Source organism: Marinomonas fungiae, from assembly GCF_001418205.1.
Lineage (GTDB): Bacteria > Pseudomonadota > Gammaproteobacteria > Pseudomonadales > Marinomonadaceae > Marinomonas > Marinomonas fungiae.
The window spans coordinates 52,177-67,025 of record NZ_LIQF01000003.1 but is presented as its reverse complement, the minus strand read 5'-3'; the positions used below and the strand labels follow the sequence as shown (position 1 = coordinate 67,025).

The 14,849-nt window shown below is 46.7% G+C and carries 16 protein-coding genes and 1 riboswitch; of the genes, 2 read left to right on the top strand and 14 right to left on the bottom strand.

What is annotated here, in order from left to right:
• Window positions 1-16: 16 nt before the first annotated feature.
• A complete protein-coding gene (locus tag ASC49_RS05275; RefSeq protein WP_055462188.1) occupies window positions 17-1,000 on the top strand; it encodes an aldo/keto reductase in 984 nt (327 codons plus the stop codon).
• Between the two features lie 93 nt (window positions 1,001-1,093).
• On the opposite strand, the gene ASC49_RS05270 is transcribed toward ASC49_RS05275, so the two are convergent.
• The 13 genes from ASC49_RS05270 to ASC49_RS05210 form a co-directional block, all read right to left on the bottom strand.
• Window positions 1,094-1,948, bottom strand: coding sequence for a class III extradiol dioxygenase family protein (locus tag ASC49_RS05270; protein ID WP_055462187.1), 855 nt, complete (start codon window positions 1,946-1,948; stop codon window positions 1,094-1,096).
• The gene (locus ASC49_RS05265; protein WP_055462186.1) at window positions 1,948-2,295 is read right to left on the bottom strand and encodes a protocatechuate 4,5-dioxygenase subunit alpha; all 348 of its coding nucleotides are present in this window, start codon (window positions 2,293-2,295) and stop codon (window positions 1,948-1,950) included. The genes ASC49_RS05270 and ASC49_RS05265 overlap by 1 nt, the downstream gene beginning before the upstream one ends.
• Before the next feature lie 245 nt (window positions 2,296-2,540).
• On the bottom strand, window positions 2,541-3,392 hold the full coding sequence (locus tag ASC49_RS05260; protein ID WP_055462185.1) for a class III extradiol dioxygenase family protein: 852 nt from the start codon (window positions 3,390-3,392) through the stop codon (window positions 2,541-2,543).
• Window positions 3,392-3,751, bottom strand: coding sequence for a protocatechuate 4,5-dioxygenase subunit alpha (locus ASC49_RS05255; protein WP_055462184.1), 360 nt, complete (start codon window positions 3,749-3,751; stop codon window positions 3,392-3,394). Before ASC49_RS05255 ends, ASC49_RS05260 begins: the two co-directional genes overlap by 1 nt.
• A 34-nt stretch (window positions 3,752-3,785) precedes the next feature.
• Entirely contained in the window at window positions 3,786-4,655 is an 870-nt protein-coding gene (locus ASC49_RS05250) for an amidohydrolase family protein (protein WP_055462183.1), read from the bottom strand.
• 42 nt (window positions 4,656-4,697) lie between these two features.
• Complete coding sequence (locus ASC49_RS05245) at window positions 4,698-5,768, bottom strand: 4-oxalomesaconate tautomerase (protein WP_055462182.1); 1,071 nt, start codon at window positions 5,766-5,768, stop codon at window positions 4,698-4,700.
• Window positions 5,761-6,438: a 4-carboxy-4-hydroxy-2-oxoadipate aldolase/oxaloacetate decarboxylase gene (locus ASC49_RS05240; RefSeq protein ID WP_055462181.1), complete on the bottom strand. Its 678-nt coding sequence runs from the start codon at window positions 6,436-6,438 to the stop codon at window positions 5,761-5,763. Before ASC49_RS05240 ends, ASC49_RS05245 begins: the two co-directional genes overlap by 8 nt.
• 27 nt (window positions 6,439-6,465) lie before the next feature.
• Window positions 6,466-7,473, bottom strand: a complete 1,008-nt coding sequence (locus ASC49_RS05235) for an amidohydrolase family protein (RefSeq protein ID WP_055462180.1) — start codon at window positions 7,471-7,473, stop codon at window positions 6,466-6,468.
• Window positions 7,474-7,873: 400 nt separating this feature from the next.
• A complete protein-coding gene (locus ASC49_RS05230) occupies window positions 7,874-8,266 on the bottom strand; it encodes a nucleoside-diphosphate sugar epimerase/dehydratase (RefSeq protein ID WP_055462179.1) in 393 nt (130 codons plus the stop codon).
• Window positions 8,267-8,279: 13 nt separating this feature from the next.
• On the bottom strand, window positions 8,280-9,047 hold the full coding sequence (locus tag ASC49_RS05225) for an ABC transporter ATP-binding protein (RefSeq protein WP_407067172.1): 768 nt from the start codon (window positions 9,045-9,047) through the stop codon (window positions 8,280-8,282).
• Complete coding sequence (locus ASC49_RS05220; RefSeq protein WP_055462177.1) at window positions 9,044-10,024, bottom strand: FecCD family ABC transporter permease; 981 nt, start codon at window positions 10,022-10,024, stop codon at window positions 9,044-9,046. The genes ASC49_RS05225 and ASC49_RS05220 overlap by 4 nt, the downstream gene beginning before the upstream one ends.
• Entirely contained in the window at window positions 10,021-10,815 is a 795-nt protein-coding gene (locus ASC49_RS05215) for a cobalamin-binding protein (RefSeq protein WP_342667523.1), read from the bottom strand. Before ASC49_RS05215 ends, ASC49_RS05220 begins: the two co-directional genes overlap by 4 nt.
• Window positions 10,816-10,946: 131 nt before the next feature.
• Window positions 10,947-12,776, bottom strand: a complete 1,830-nt coding sequence (locus ASC49_RS05210) for a TonB-dependent receptor domain-containing protein (protein WP_055462175.1) — start codon at window positions 12,774-12,776, stop codon at window positions 10,947-10,949.
• 61 nt (window positions 12,777-12,837) lie between these two features.
• Window positions 12,838-13,031: riboswitch (cobalamin riboswitch) on the bottom strand.
• Window positions 13,032-13,216: 185 nt separating this feature from the next.
• On the opposite strand from ASC49_RS05210, the gene ASC49_RS19955 reads away from it, so the two are divergent.
• Window positions 13,217-13,456: a hypothetical protein gene (locus ASC49_RS19955; RefSeq protein ID WP_055462174.1), complete on the top strand. Its 240-nt coding sequence runs from the start codon at window positions 13,217-13,219 to the stop codon at window positions 13,454-13,456.
• 39 nt (window positions 13,457-13,495) lie between these two features.
• Here the strand turns inward: ASC49_RS19955 and ASC49_RS05200 are convergent, their stop codons facing one another.
• Window positions 13,496-14,824, bottom strand: a complete 1,329-nt coding sequence (locus ASC49_RS05200) for a metallophosphoesterase family protein (RefSeq protein ID WP_245624641.1) — start codon at window positions 14,822-14,824, stop codon at window positions 13,496-13,498.
• Window positions 14,825-14,849 lie beyond the last annotated feature (25 nt).

Genomic DNA, 14,849 nt, shown 5'->3' with positions numbered 1-14,849 from the left:
AAATGAGGCAAGGAAAATGTCGAAAAAACACCCCCATTTACTGACACCAAGTATCGGCCTTGGTTGTATGAACTTATCTCACGCGTACGGTTCGCCGGTAGCAGAAGACGAAGCTGTTAAAGCACTTCACGAAGCCTTTGACATGGGCTACCGGCATTTTGATACAGCAACGCTATACGGTGGCGGCAAAAACGAACTATTAGTTGGTAAAGCCCTTAAACACTTACGCAAAGAGTTTTTCTTAGCCAGTAAATGCGGTATGGCCATTGTCGATGGCAAAAAAGAAATCAATGGTCGCCCAGAAAATATCCGCCAACAATGTGAAAACAGCTTAAAGCGCCTAGGTGTTGAGCACATTGACCTTTACTACTTACATCGTAAAGACCCGAATATTGCCATTGAAGAAAGTGTCGGCGCTCTAAATGACCTAGTGAAAGAAGGCAAAATCGGTGCGATTGGCCTATCTGAAGTATCTGCCGACACTCTGCGCAAAGCCTACAAAGAAGCGCCGATTACTGCGCTTCAATCAGAATACTCACTGTGGACACGAAACCCAGAGATCGCCACTCTTGAGGCAACGAAAGAGCTCGGTGTGACGTTTGTGGCATTTAGCCCTTTGGCTCGTGGCTATCTAACCGGCGCAGTGAAGAGTGCAAGCGACTTAGAGCAAGGTGATATCCGCCTCAATATGCCGCGCTTTAACGAAGATCACTACCCTTCAAATATTGCTTTGCTTAGCAACTTCCTAGGGATGGCAAAAGAAATCGGCTGCTCTCCTGCTCAGTTAGCACTAGCGTGGGTACTGCATCAAGGTGACCACGTGGTGGCTATCCCTGGCACGCGTTTCGTTAACCATATGGGTGACAATCTAGGCGCCACCGACGTGAAATTGACAGACAGCCAATTGAGCGACTTGAATGACATGATCAACCAGAATAATGTCAGCGGCACTCGTTACAATGAAGCGCAGCAAAAAGAAATCGATACCGAAGAGTTTTAAGCTCATAACACCCTATTGAGCGAATAAAAGAAAAGGAGAATCAAAAGTTCTCCTTTTCTTTATTGCCATCCTTACAGCGCTAACATCAAACCATTAACGAGCATTGTCGGTCGCAAGAAGCTGCAGACCCGCACCAGTATTAGAGATTGGCAAATGATAACTACGATGTAGCTCTTTAAGTTTCCCCTCCCCTTCCAAAGCACCTCGCATAGCTAACCACATATTTAGCTCAACCCCTTGGGCACCGGCTTTCTCAACCAATTCGTAGTTTGAATAGCACGTTAAAAGCTCAGGCTCATCAACCATTTTGTCCATACAATACAAATCAAATGGCTTATTGATAAAGCCTGCTCGCTGACCATCTAGCTGATGTGATAAACCACCAGTGCCCATGACAATCACCTTTTGATCCCCCGCAAAGCTACGAACTGCATCGCCAATGGCTTTACCAAAGGCGTAACTGCGGCTTGGTTTTGGCATAGGGTGACGCTCACAGTTGATCGCCACAGGGATCACCTTCACATGACCGTATTTGTGCCCCGGCCACATCAGAGTTAGCGGCACTGTCAAACCATGATCAACTTTCATTTCTTGGCACACGGTAATGTCAAAGTCATGCTCAATCAGATGATTGACAATATGCCAAGACAGCTCAGTCTCACCCGTTACAGGTGGGATTTCAGCAATCCCCCAACCTTCATCGGCGTTTTCATATTGTGCTGCCGCCCCCATGGCAAAGGTCGGCTTACGATCATGGAAAAACTCTAAACCGTGGTCGTTGTAGAAGACGATTGCGATATCCGGTTCTTGTGTGTATAGCCAATCCCGTACTGGCGGGTAAGCTTCGAAAAACTCTTTCCAATAAGGTGTGTTTTCTAGCCCTTGATCCATAGCCACGCCAATCGCTGGAATGTGTGATGTGGCGATGCCACCTAGTAGTTTCGCCATTAGATTTCTCCCTGTTTGACCAAAAATGCTTTAAATTCTTCGGTTGTCATGCCAGTCTGCAGGCCACCAACGTCTTGCACACTCAAGCCTAATAAGCCTGCAAATTTTGCTAAATAGTAGATACTGCCCCCAGCTTCGAGCATGGCGATCACATCACGTTTACGCATCGCATCTCGTTGTTCTTCAGTTAGTTTGAACTTTTCGTAGTAGGCTTCTTCATCTTGCTTAAACTCGTTACGGGCCGCTGCATTGTTAAATGAATAACACATCTTGTTAAGTGGATAGCCTTTAGTGGCCATAGGGCCATCGAGCATAATTGTTCCTGGAATATCGACTGTTTGAGTCATTTGTTACCTCACCGTTTTATTTTTATTGAATCACTAGATTGTCTATCTATGAGTGAGTATGGGCTTTAGCAGAAGGCTATTCCTTGACTTAAATCTATCACTAGCAAGTGAGTTAATTAGGTGCAGAAAATCGATGGGCTATGCATAAAACTTATATAAAAACATTAGGCAATAAAAAAGCCATAACGGGTGTTATGGCTTTTGCAGTCAGTACTTTTCCCTAGAAAGGAGAGAGAAACGCGCGACTATTTCTTCGGCATGGTATGCTCAAGCAGCATTAAGCCTGAACCAGTATTGGAAATCGGTGCATGGTAGTTACGGTGGAGCTCTTTTACTTCACCAATCAAGGTGCCACGCATGGCAATCAGCATATTCAGCTCGACGCCTTGGGCACCGGCAATTTCCACAAGATCCAGATTAGAGTATTTAGTTAAAGCTTCTGGGTCAGATACCAGCTTATCCAAGCAATCTATATCAAACTCACGATTGATGATGCCTGCACGTTCGCCGTCTAGCTGATGAGACATACCACCAGTACCAAACACCGCTACTTTGAGGTCTTGATCGAAAGATGCAACCGCTCGCCCTATCGCTTGACCCAGCGCATAGGTACGCTTAGGTTGAGGCATCGGGTGCTGTTCACAGTTGATACAGACCGGAATGACTTTCACATGACCATAGTTATAACCCGGCCACATTAGGTTCAAAGGAACAGTTAGACCGTGATCTACTTTCATTTCCTGACAGATGGTCATATCGAAACCATCTTCGACCAAACTATTGGCAATGTGCCAAGAAAGATCTGATTCGCCCGTTACAGGTGGAATGGTAGGGATACCCCAACCTTCGTCGGCATTGTGGTACTCATCCGCCACACCAATCGCAAAAGTCGGTTTTTTATCAATGAAGAATTCCAAACCGTGATCGTTGTAGAACAGAATGATTACATCAGGTTTCTTCTCATTCAGCCAATCGCGTACTGGTGGATAACCATCAAAGAAAGGTTTCCAGTATGGCGTCTCTTCTAAACCGTTTGCCATCGCATTAGCAATCGCAGGAATATGAGAAGTCGTAATACCACCGATAATATTCGCCATTACACTTCTCCTCGACCGTTCTTAACAAGCATGTCTTTGAATTCTTCAACACTCATGCCTGTTTGCAGAGCACCGATATCTTGCATATTCAGTTTTAATAAACCAGCGTATTTAGCTAGATAATAAATACTGCCACCTTCTCGTAGCATCGCGATAATATCTTTTTCTTTAATCGCTTTTTTCTGAGCTACTGTTAAATTGAATTTATCGCAGTACGCATCTGGATCTGCGTTAAATTCATCACGCGCTTCCTGATTATTAAAGGAGTAGCACATTTTATTCAGGCCATAACCTTTTTTCGCCATCTTGCTATCAAAAAGGTAGGTACCAGGAATGTCTCGTTTTTCATTAGTCGCCATGGGGTGACCTCTTTTGATTCGGTTCTCTACCGGATTAATTCCAGTATAGACGCATTGGGTTATCCACTAGCAGCTTATGCTGAAGCTCTTGTGTTGTTGCAATCATTGGAATCACATCAACCAGGTGGCCGTCGTCAGGCACATGCGACTTCATATTTGGGTGCGGCCAATCCGTCCCCCAAAGTACGCGATCAGGGAATTGCTCAACCAATGTCTTTGCAAAAGGCACAACATCAGAGTAATCAGGCGCTTGCAGCGTTAGGCGCTCAGGGCAGCTCACTTTGCACCAAACATTGTCGTTCTCAGCCATGAAATTCACGAACCGCTGGAAGTCAGGATGATCAACACCTTTGGCTACATCTGGGCGCCCCATGTGATCCACCACAATGGTTGTACCTAGCTCTTTTAGGAATGGAATCAACTCTTCTAGATCTGGCGCCTCAAAGTACACCACGATGTGCCAGCCCAGTGTTTTGATTTTCTCGGCAATGGAAAAGAATACTTCACGCGGTGTGCTGTCTACCAAACGCTTCACAAAGTTAAAGCGCACACCACGAACACCGGCATCGTGCATCTCTTGAAGCTGTTCAATGGTGAAACTGTCATCGATAAATGCGACACCACGAGCCAATTCACCCGCTGTTTGCAACGCATCAATCAGTGCAGCGTTGTCAGTACTGTGACAAGACGCCTGAACGATGACATTGCGAGAAAAACCTAGGTGATCACGTAGTGCGAACAGTTGCTCTTTTGAAGCATCACATGGGGTGTATTTACGTTTTGGATGGTAGGGAAATTTGTCAGCCGGACCAAAAACGTGGCAGTGTGCATCAACCGCGCCTTCTGGGGCTTGGTATGTTGGTTTACTTGGATTTGGATGAAATGGAAGATAATCTTTGTCCATTTTTTAGCTACCTATCGTTATTCTTTTTAATGAAAGAGCAGCTTACAAGCCGTTCTTATGTACAAATACTTTACCGTCAAACAGTTTGCGCGCAGTCCGTAACAAGGCCGCAGAGTCCACCTCGCCTTCACTGTTTTGATCTAGCACCACCGTCATACAACCCGTTGGGTGTTCAACATCCAAGGTCATTTGCGCCGCTGGCTCATATACAGCCAAAACATTAGCCGGTGAACCTTGCAATACCGCTGCCGTGGCCACACTCACCGCCCCTAATACACCAATCGACGCATGGCAGCGATGCGGGATAAAGGTCCGCGTGGAGATAGCACCACCATTAGTGGGCTCAGACACCATGGTCATTTTCGGCACTGACTTATCTTTCACATCGCCAAGGTTCATCAATGGGCCAGCTTGCAAACGAATCGATTCAAGCTTGGCCCGAAGCTCCGTTTTGGCTTCTAGCTCTTCACGAGTTTCTGTCCCAAGAATTCCCATGTCTGACGCACGCATCACCACACACGGCATGCCGTTATCGATCATGGTCACTTCTATGCCATCAATGATGTCAACGGCGTTACCCGTTGGTAATAGCGCCCCACAGCTCGACCCCGCCGTATCTTTGAACGTAATCGGAACGGGAGATGAAAAACCAGGAACCCCATCAATACGAGCATTACCTTCATAGACCACTTCGCCATCTTTTACTTGGACACGCGCCACAGCGATTTGACCGGTGTTTTCCATAAAGATACGAACTTCTGTTTCGCCCTCAGCCGGTTCAACTAGGCCTCGCTCTATGGCAAATGGCCCTACACCAGCGAGAATATTGCCGCAGTTTTGTGCATCGGTCACAATGGCTTGATCGACAAATACCTGAAGGAATAAGTAGTCCACGTCAGCATCATCACGCATCGACTTTTTTACTACTGCCACTTTCGAAGTAATTGGATCCGCCCCCCCCATACCGTCAATTTGACGTGCATCTGGGGAGCCCATCACGCGTAGCAAAATGTCTGAACGTGCCTGCTCATCGCTTGGTAAAGCATCCGCAAGGAAGTACGCCCCTTTTGACGTGCCGCCTCGCATCCACATGCATTCGATGCCTTTAGACATATTTCAAGCCTTTTTCTTCAAGACGAGGACGCATGTCGTAGATATCTAGTCCTAGCTCGCCGTTTTCGAGACGAACACGTTTCGCTTCTTCGTTGTCCATGCGCTTGCGCGCAAGCTCCAGTACTTCTGCCGCTTTCTCACGGCGCACCACGACCACACCGTCATCATCGGCCACGATCACATCACCCGCATTGATCAGTTGATCGGCACAAACGATGGTGACATTGACAGAACCCAACGTTTCTTTGATCGTACCTTCTGCACACACGGCTTTGGACCAGACTGGGAAATCCATTTTGCGAAGATCACGGGTATCGCGCACACCGCCATCAATCACAAGACCTACCACACCGCGAGCTTGAGCAGACGTTGCCAACAAGTCACCGAAAAAACCATGGTAAGAAGGTGACGTAGGGGCAAACACCAGCATGTCACCCTTTTGGCATTGTTCAATCGCTACGTGCATCATCCAGTTATCGCCTGCTGCACCGGAGATAGTAATCGCAGAGCCTGCAACCGCCTTATCTTGCTGAATGGGACGCATGTAATGCGCCAGCAAGCCCACTCGACCTTGTGCTTCGTGGATAGTTGCCACACCGCACTCAGCCAATCCATCAATCACCGCCTGATCGGCACGTTCAATATGTTGTACTACTACGTTTTCGCGCATTGTTTGCTCCTTTATGACGTCAGACGATTAGATTTTTAGACGAGAGAAAACACGACGAGTGTTGTGCTCGAAGATGTCTTGTTTTTGCTCAGCCGTCAAAACCGCGTTGTTATCGACATAACGCTTAGTATCATCAAAGTAGTGACCCGTTTCTGGATCAATACCACGTACAGCACCGATCATCTCTGAAGCGAACAAGATGTTCTTAGTTGGAATGATATCTAGTAGTAAATCGATACCACGTTGATGATAAACACAGGTATCGAAGTAGATGTTATTTAATACGCGCTCAGCCAGATCAAAGCCTTGGTCTTGGGCTAAACCACGGAAGCGCCCCCAGTGATAAGGCACCGCGCCGCCGCCATGTGGAATGATAATTTTCAGATCAGGAAAATCCTTGAAGACATCGGACATCATCAGCTGTTGAAAACCTGTCGTATCCGCACCTAAATAATGAGACCCTGTCGTGTGGAAACAGTCGTTACAAGATGCTGATACGTGGATCATCGCTGGGATATCGTATTCACACATTTTTTCGTAAATTGGATAGAAAGAGCGATCGCCAAGAGAAGAGCCATTCCAATGACCACCACTTGGATCTGGGTTTAGGTTGATACCAATAAACCCCATCTGTTCCACAGTACGAATGATTTCAGGAACTGATTTTGCGGGATCAACACCCGGAGACTGAGGCAATTGCGCCACGGGAACGAAGTTTTCAGGGAACAGATCACACACACGGCGAATCAAATCGTTCTGGTGCTCGGTCCAGTATTGGCTCGTATGTTCATTACCAACATGGTGTCCCATCCAGCTCGCACGTGGAGAGAAAATGGTTAAGTCCGTGCCGCGCTCTTGTTGTAAGCGTAATTGATTGTTAATGATACTTTCACGAATTTCATCATCAGTAACGTAGATACTACCTTTCTCACCAACAAAAGAAGGGTCTTTGGCAACTTCTGCTTTTTGCTTATCACGGTATTCACCCACAGCTGGTGGAGTAGTCGTGTAATGACCATGGCAATCTATAATCATGCTACTGCTCTCTTTATCTAATTTTTATTGGGAATGGCGATTGATGTCGTAGCTTAGGGCCTTAAAAACATGTTAAAGCACTAGGCATTACGCCTTGTCATTTTTTAAAAGTATTAAGAGCTGGCCTGTTTTTTACTATTTCAATTTAATTGGAACTGTATTGCATTTTGATATAGCACCTAGTTATCATTTTTCAATACAAATATTTTTTACAATAGATTCAATAAGTTGGAGGGAAGTCAATGTATAAAACTGTGTCTATTCAACATGCTATAGACGATAAGTGTAATCGAGCTATTCTAAGGGGATCTTGCAAGACCTACGTTTTTTAGACTTTGCCAATCAAGGAGCGGTTTGAAGCCCTATCCGTAAGGCACAACAGCGGCATGAAATAATTGATTTATTTTAGCTGTTCTAGGATTTGAGTACGCCAACATGTTAAAGGCTGCGGCATAGCATGGCTAAGCACAATTTGTTCAACTGGTAGGGATTGCAATTCTTGCTGAATAGACTCGGGCACTTGCTCTGAAGTGTCGAAATCAATAATCAGGCGCACCTGTTTACGGGTGACTAAGGCCGCCATGTCACTAGGATAATGGACTTTTGCGCCAAGTAATTCTGTTCGATTGGTCCATGGTTCATCGTCAATAAACGCTACGACTTCCGCATCCTTATGTTCGATTAAAGTCTGGGCAAGCTGATAACAGTGCGTATCAATACCGACGATGATTATTTTTGGTAATGATTTGCTCTTCAAAAACCACTGCTCGCCTATTTTTCTCAGCCAATTCACCCAAGACTTCCTCTTATATCACCTTAGGCAAGAATACCAAACGACCATCGAGCTCGCCTTGCACTAAAACTTGTTGATATAAAGGCTGCAAATGCTCTAGTGTCAGCAACTCCTCTGCGGCCCCCATTCGAGCAGGACCATCAGGGTACAATAGCAGTACATGACTACACCAAGTCGCGGCTAGGTTAACGTCGTGCAACGACATCACCACCAGCTTATCGGCCTGTGCTTTACGCTGCAATAAGCGCATCACCGCGACTTGATGATGCAAGTCCAGATGGTTGGTAGGCTCATCCACTAGCCACATCTCAGGATCTTGACTAAGGAGTGCCGCGAGGGCCGTGCGTTGGCGCTCGCCACCCGATAATTGACTAATAGAACGACTGGCCAAGCCTTCCAAGTCAAGATATTCCAACGCAGCCTTAGCCATCTGCATGTCTTCATCGCTTTCCATTTCCCATGGACTCAGATAAGGAAAGCGACCCAATAATGCAGTTTCTAAAACGGTAGCAGGAAAGCCGTCTTGATGTTCTTGAAACATGACACCAATTTCTTGTGCTAACGCTAAACGATGCCATTCCGGCAATGGTTTTTGAGCCCAAGAAACCACACCAGATCGGGGGCTAATCAGCCCCGCTAACGTATGTAACAGAGTGGTTTTACCTACGCCATTGGGTCCCAAAACACCCCAAATTTGTCCCGGTTCCATGGTTAAATCCAGTGGTTCCGGATGCCTTGATGGGATATCGACAACCAAAGCATTCGTCACTAAGGCCATTATACTCGCCCCCTATGCAACAAATATAAAAAGGTCGGCACACCCAATAAGGCGGTAATCACACCCACAGGTAACTGCTCAGGCGCAATAACGGTACGCGCCAACGTATCCGCTATCGTCACCAAGGTGCCACCCGCTAAAGCACAGGCTGGCAAAATAAGACGCTGATCATTTCCCAGTACCAATCGCAACATATGTGGAACAACCAAGCCAACAAATCCAATACTACCAGCAGTAGTCACTGCAATCGCTGTCAATAAACTGGCAATGATAAACACTAAGCGCTCTAACTGCTTTACATTGACTCCAAGAGCAGCTGCTTGCAAAGGGCCCCTCGCTAACACGTTCAGACTGCGCCCTAAAGGAATCAAGATAAAACATACCGGCACCAGAATAAGCCAAGCTAGCCAAGGAGTGTGGGCATAAGACAAATCACCCATAAGCCAAAATAACATGCCAGGTATTTTCTGGGGAGGCGCTAGGGCTAGCATTAAGGTAATACAAGCCCCCCAACCAGCGGCGATTACCACCCCCGTCAGTAGCAAACGCATAGATGAAACACGCCCTATACCCTGTGCTAAGCCAAACACCAACACAGTAGATAGCACCGCGCCGATAAATGCCGCGCCAGACATCAAGATACCCGTTAAACCAGTCAAAATTGCCAACAACGCCGCGACCGAAGCACCACCAGATATCCCTAAAACATAGGGGTCAGCCAACGGATTGCGAAGCAAAATTTGCATCAGCGCTCCTGCCACGGCCAGCAAACCGCCAGTGGCAAAAGCTGCTAATACTCGGGGCACTCTTAGTTCCCACACTAAGGTTTGATTCAATAACGAGCCTTGCCCTTGTAACGCTTGCCAAAGCTGTCCAAGGGACAAGGCGACACTGCCCTGAGTAATGGCCACTAAGAGACACAGCAATGAGAGCAGGCTTAAGCTAAATAATGGCCAAAATAGGTAGCGCGGCGCAATCATAGAGTCCGCTCACGCCGGTGTTGGCGAGCGATGTCGAGCTTTTCGCACAAAATGCGTGCCCCATCAAGCAAGCGCGGTGTCGGACGTTGGATTAATGAAGGTGGAATAAAAAATAGATTATCCCATTGCGTCGCCAACAATTCAGGGAAAGCACGCCATTTTTCCAACCATTTCGCATTACGCTCGCCCATGCCTCCCGCTAGAATCGCTTCAGGATTTTTTATCAAAACCGCCTCTTGATTCAGACGAGGAATCAAACGCGGCGAGTCGGCGAACACATTCACACCACCACACAAAGTCACAACCTTGCTAATATAATGATCACGGTTCATGGACATTAATGGCTCGTCCCAGACTTGATAAAAAGTCGATACTGGCGAAGCATTCTGATAACGCGTCGCCAAGGCATGAATGCCTGCGATGAAGTCATCCGCTGCCTTATAACCTATGTTTTCGGTTCCCGAAAGCCGTGCCATATCTTTGATGTTATCAACGATGTCCTCAAAATTATGGGGTTCAACGTAATACACCGTCATACCCACACGTTCGAGGGTAGCAATTTGTTCACTTGGGTTGCCAGTTCCCCAAGCCAAAACAAGGTCTGGCTTGAGGCTCAGGACTCGCTCAAGATCCAAGCGCGTATGACTCCCCACAGAAGTGACTTGTTTCGCTTCTGGCGGGTAATCACTGAACGACACCACCGCGACGACTTTGTCCCCCGCACCGGCAGCGTAAATCAGCTCGGTGGCACCTGGAGATAACGCCGCAATCCTAGTGGCAGGATGAGCCATACACACTTCCCTTTGCTTATCATCCACGACGCACAATGGCTGTGCAGAAGCAGTCTCCGCGAACATAGTCGCGGAGGCTAGTCCTAGCAAACAAACTGCTAAAGACCGTTTGCAGCAAGTTTTGAAAGTCATTAAAAGGCCGAATAATTAACCGTTAAGAAGGCGCCAACACCAGGGTTGTTATACCCCTGAGCCGTTTGATAGGATTTGTCCAAAGCGTTTTTGACAACGAATTTGGCGTTCCAATTCTGTGCGAAGTCATAGCTCGCACGAAGATTCAACACGCCGTAGCCCGGTAGCAAGGTTTCATTTTCTTCATCATCAAAACGCTCACCGTAACTTGCCAGCGTCATGCCTAATGAAAACTCTTCGAAATGGCGATCCACATCGATGCGAGCACTCTTGTTTGCACGACGAACCAGTCGATTGCCGTGTACAGCACCTTCACTAAGGTTTTCTGTATCCATTAGCGTTGCAGCAACTGCAAATGACCACTGTTCAATACTCGTTCCTGCGGCAAGCTCTAAACCTTGCACACGAGCAGCTTCAATGTTACCAACCGTTGGGTATGTCCAAGCAATCAAGTCATCGTAATCAGCTTGATAAACAGCAGCATCCCAGTAACTGTTTTGGTAATCACCACGGATCCCAACTTCATAGGATTCTGAGGTTTCTGGTCGAATCTCATTCACCAGCGTATAACCCCAGTTTTCCGCATTCATAGAGTTAAACGTTGGCGCCGTAAAAGAGGTGCGGCCACTCACTCGTAAGGTGTGCACAGGATCTAATTGATAGCCAAACGCCACACCACCTGTTGTTTGCGTATCGTACTCATCGTAATGGTCAGCACGAATGTTTAACTGTACGCTCAATGGCCCGAACTCAGACAATGATTGTGCGAAAACACTATTATTAGTGCGCTCCTTCGCATAGGAACCATCAAAGCTATCTTTTACATGCTCAGCCCCCACGACAAACTCATGATCACCGAGCCATAGAGTGTTATTCCAACGTACTCCTTGCGATTCACTATCATAGTAGGTACCCGTTTTAATACCCGCATCATTCAATACATCGTAGTCATCACGAGATTGGCGCAACTGAACTTCTGATTGCCAGCTGTCGGTCACATCGATTCCACCAGTCAATGCGAGTACTTGGTTCTGGTAGTCATTGTTGCGCACAGAACCGCTGGATGTGGTGTATTCAGAATCCCCTTCAGCATGCATCAGCAAAGCTTTGATGTAGGCCCCTGAGTCAAATTCATAGCCCAAGCGCGCCATGACGTGATCATTGGAATACCCCATATCACCTGCGCCTTCTTTTACCTCTTCACCATCCGTATCAAAGGTTCCGACCGCCAACAAGTAACTTGTTTTACCATCAGAGCCAGAAACCGAGGCATCAGTTTGTGTCGTACCAAAAGAGCCCGCGCCTAGCGTAATCTCCGCTTGGTCACCTTGCTGTCCTTCCGGTAAAAAGACCTGAACGACACCACCTGCTGCACTTGAACCGTATAACGACGATTTAGGGCCGCGGACAATTTCAATACGCTCAACTTGTGAAATAGGCAAATACTGCCAAGACGCAGAGCCTAATGAATGAGATTGAATCGGTACGCCATCGATTAGAAGCTTGGTGCCTGTACTATTAGAACCCCGAGTAAATATGCTGGTGCTCTTACCGTAACCACCATTAGTTACGATATCGATACCCGGTTGAGCCGCTAATAACTCAGTGATTTCGTGTGGTTGCTGCTTCTTAATATCGTCTTTACTGATCACCGTCACGGAGGTCAATGACTGAGCTTCGGTTACTTCGGTCGTAGTAGCAGTCACCACTAATTTTGATAGGTTGGTTGTTTCTTGCGCTGCAGCCATTTGAGCAGAGGTCGCAGCAAGAATCGCCAGTGCCGTTGCCGTTTTTGCAAACACTGGAGCAAAATAAGATTGAGTTGTCATGTATGTGTCTTCATGTACACTGCACACGCCCGTACAGTGGTCAATGTTTGGCCTTTTTATGATAGGCCCCCTACTAAAGGCAGGTCTCCGGACTGATAAAGCAGACATTTCTCACCTTGTCGCCTTCCCATGGTTGCCCACAGTGGCGTATGACAAAGCTTTACTTTAAATACCGTTGCGGGGGCAGCGTCAGATTCTCACTGACTTCCCTTTTCATGCCGAGTGGTATCGGCAACCTCTAGCGGCGGCTACTCTAACACAAGCAAAGTTTTGGTTGAATGAAACCCACTCAGACAACGATTAAAAAACACCAATAAAGTGCATTTTAGTACCCTCTAAAAGTAAAATCATTTGCGTTATAAAGATTGCTTATTATTATGCTAGCTTATGGATGAAACCTTTCTTCACAGGGCAGTGATGTTTTTTGGTGGAGATTTACAGTGTTTCGTATAGCGCTGATACTAGGCAGTTTGGTATTCGCTTTACCACTCTTTGCAGAAACAAATGCGACCGTTGCACGCATTAACTCGGTTTATGATGCAGATACTTTCCGAGTCGATATCAACGATTGGCCAGATATCGTCGGCAAGAACATCCCTGTTCGGGTCAATGGTGTGGATGCGGCAGAAATTCGTGGCAAGCGCCAGAAGCACCTCTTGAATATCGTCCGCTTCAACTAGGGCTTCATGTTTAAACTCTGTTTTCGACTTCATAATCTTTTAAGAATAAATATGCTTAAGTGATGTAGCGGGTAAATGCTTAATCACAGGGTAATCACAACTGATGCCGACGATGCCCAATTGCTTGCTTATAATGGTTGCTCCCATGCCTTTACCGGTCAAGGCTTCTAGACGACGAGAGTTCTCGTCTAGAGTAATATCACCTTCTATGTGTACTAATCCCTTTTTAATGGCAATTCGTTGGCCGTGCGTTTGGTTCACATGGCCCTGGACGACGACTTTAATGCCCGCCTTATGAATCGCCTTCACCCCACGCTGCGTCAACGGCAAGTCAGCATCTCGATATTTAGTTCTAAAGGTATTCGCCAAAGGGCTATAGTAAAAACCAAATAAATCTCGACGCTGTAAATTCCGATGAAAGGCGCGATTAGCATAACGCGTGCCATTTTTTAACAGCATTTGCCCCATGACATCATCCAACCCTGCATGCAAATATAAGAAAGAGCCACGCTTTTCAACCAGCTTCATCTTACGAAAAAACCAGCTAAATTCGCCTTTTTTGTCGAGAAACATCTTTTGACATTGCATAGACGCTGCGTAGACATGTCGTAAGGTCAAACCCGCTTCCAAGCAATGGCGTTCAAACTTATCGACCTTGGTATGCATCTTTCGCACTTCTCGTTCAATGCCTTCGGCAGTCAAAAAGCCCGCCGCGTGAAAGGGAAACTCATTGAACCAATCTTCATTTGGAAATAGGATCTTGCGACAAGTGGCTTCGTCGGGCACAGTTTTTTCCCACTTGGTGCCATCAAGGTATTGCTCAAAGACTTCTTTGAAGAGTGGTACGATCTTCTTCCCCATACGCACAAAAAAGTGTTGATTACCCGCATCTTTTTTACGCGAAATGGCCAACAAGCCCATCCGCAAGCGTAGATCATGATTTCCCGCCAGCAAGGTTACCTTGGCCTTTAACTTATATAATTGCTTTAAACTACGCAGTAACTCTAAGTTACTAGGGCCTTTATCTAAGCAATCTCCCCCCACCATAATCTCAGCGGTTTTACCGAACTTAGTCAGTTTCAACTGCCTCAAGCCTGGTTTAGTCCGCTCAGCAACACCCGCTGCAATCAAGGAATTCTCAAAGGCTTCCGCATCGGCGTGCGGATCCGAAATGAATACCACTGGTCGGCTCGGCCAGCGCACTTTCTTTTGCCAATATTTGTTTGGTAACTGATGCGTATCTAGGGCTTTGTGATTAAACGAGCAACTTTCACGGGGCCACAGAACCAAATTACTCGGAATACGAGAAAGGATTTCCTCATGAAGAGGAGAGTTTACAATCGTAGGAAGTCTATTCTGCTTAATCAATGCGACACCTTCGTCATTCTGAGGC

Excerpts from the sequence above, each read along its gene's own strand:
- ASC49_RS05275 (WP_055462188.1), top strand. The coding sequence starts at position 17 with ATGTCGAAAAAACACCCCCATTTACTGACACCAAGTATCGGCCTTGGT.
- ASC49_RS05270 (WP_055462187.1), bottom strand. The coding sequence starts at position 1,948 with ATGGCGAAACTACTAGGTGGCATCGCCACATCACACATTCCAGCGATT.
- ASC49_RS05265 (WP_055462186.1), bottom strand. The coding sequence starts at position 2,295 with ATGACTCAAACAGTCGATATTCCAGGAACAATTATGCTCGATGGCCCT.
- ASC49_RS05260 (WP_055462185.1), bottom strand. The coding sequence starts at position 3,392 with ATGGCGAATATTATCGGTGGTATTACGACTTCTCATATTCCTGCGATT.
- ASC49_RS05255 (WP_055462184.1), bottom strand. The coding sequence starts at position 3,751 with ATGGCGACTAATGAAAAACGAGACATTCCTGGTACCTACCTTTTTGAT.
- ASC49_RS05250 (WP_055462183.1), bottom strand. The coding sequence starts at position 4,655 with ATGGACAAAGATTATCTTCCATTTCATCCAAATCCAAGTAAACCAACA.
- ASC49_RS05245 (WP_055462182.1), bottom strand. The coding sequence starts at position 5,768 with ATGTCTAAAGGCATCGAATGCATGTGGATGCGAGGCGGCACGTCAAAA.
- ASC49_RS05240 (WP_055462181.1), bottom strand. The coding sequence starts at position 6,438 with ATGCGCGAAAACGTAGTAGTACAACATATTGAACGTGCCGATCAGGCG.
- ASC49_RS05235 (WP_055462180.1), bottom strand. The coding sequence starts at position 7,473 with ATGATTATAGATTGCCATGGTCATTACACGACTACTCCACCAGCTGTG.
- ASC49_RS05220 (WP_055462177.1), bottom strand. The coding sequence starts at position 10,024 with ATGATTGCGCCGCGCTACCTATTTTGGCCATTATTTAGCTTAAGCCTG.
- ASC49_RS05215 (WP_342667523.1), bottom strand. The coding sequence starts at position 10,815 with ATGGCTCATCCTGCCACTAGGATTGCGGCGTTATCTCCAGGTGCCACC.
- ASC49_RS05210 (WP_055462175.1), bottom strand. The coding sequence starts at position 12,776 with ATGACAACTCAATCTTATTTTGCTCCAGTGTTTGCAAAAACGGCAACG.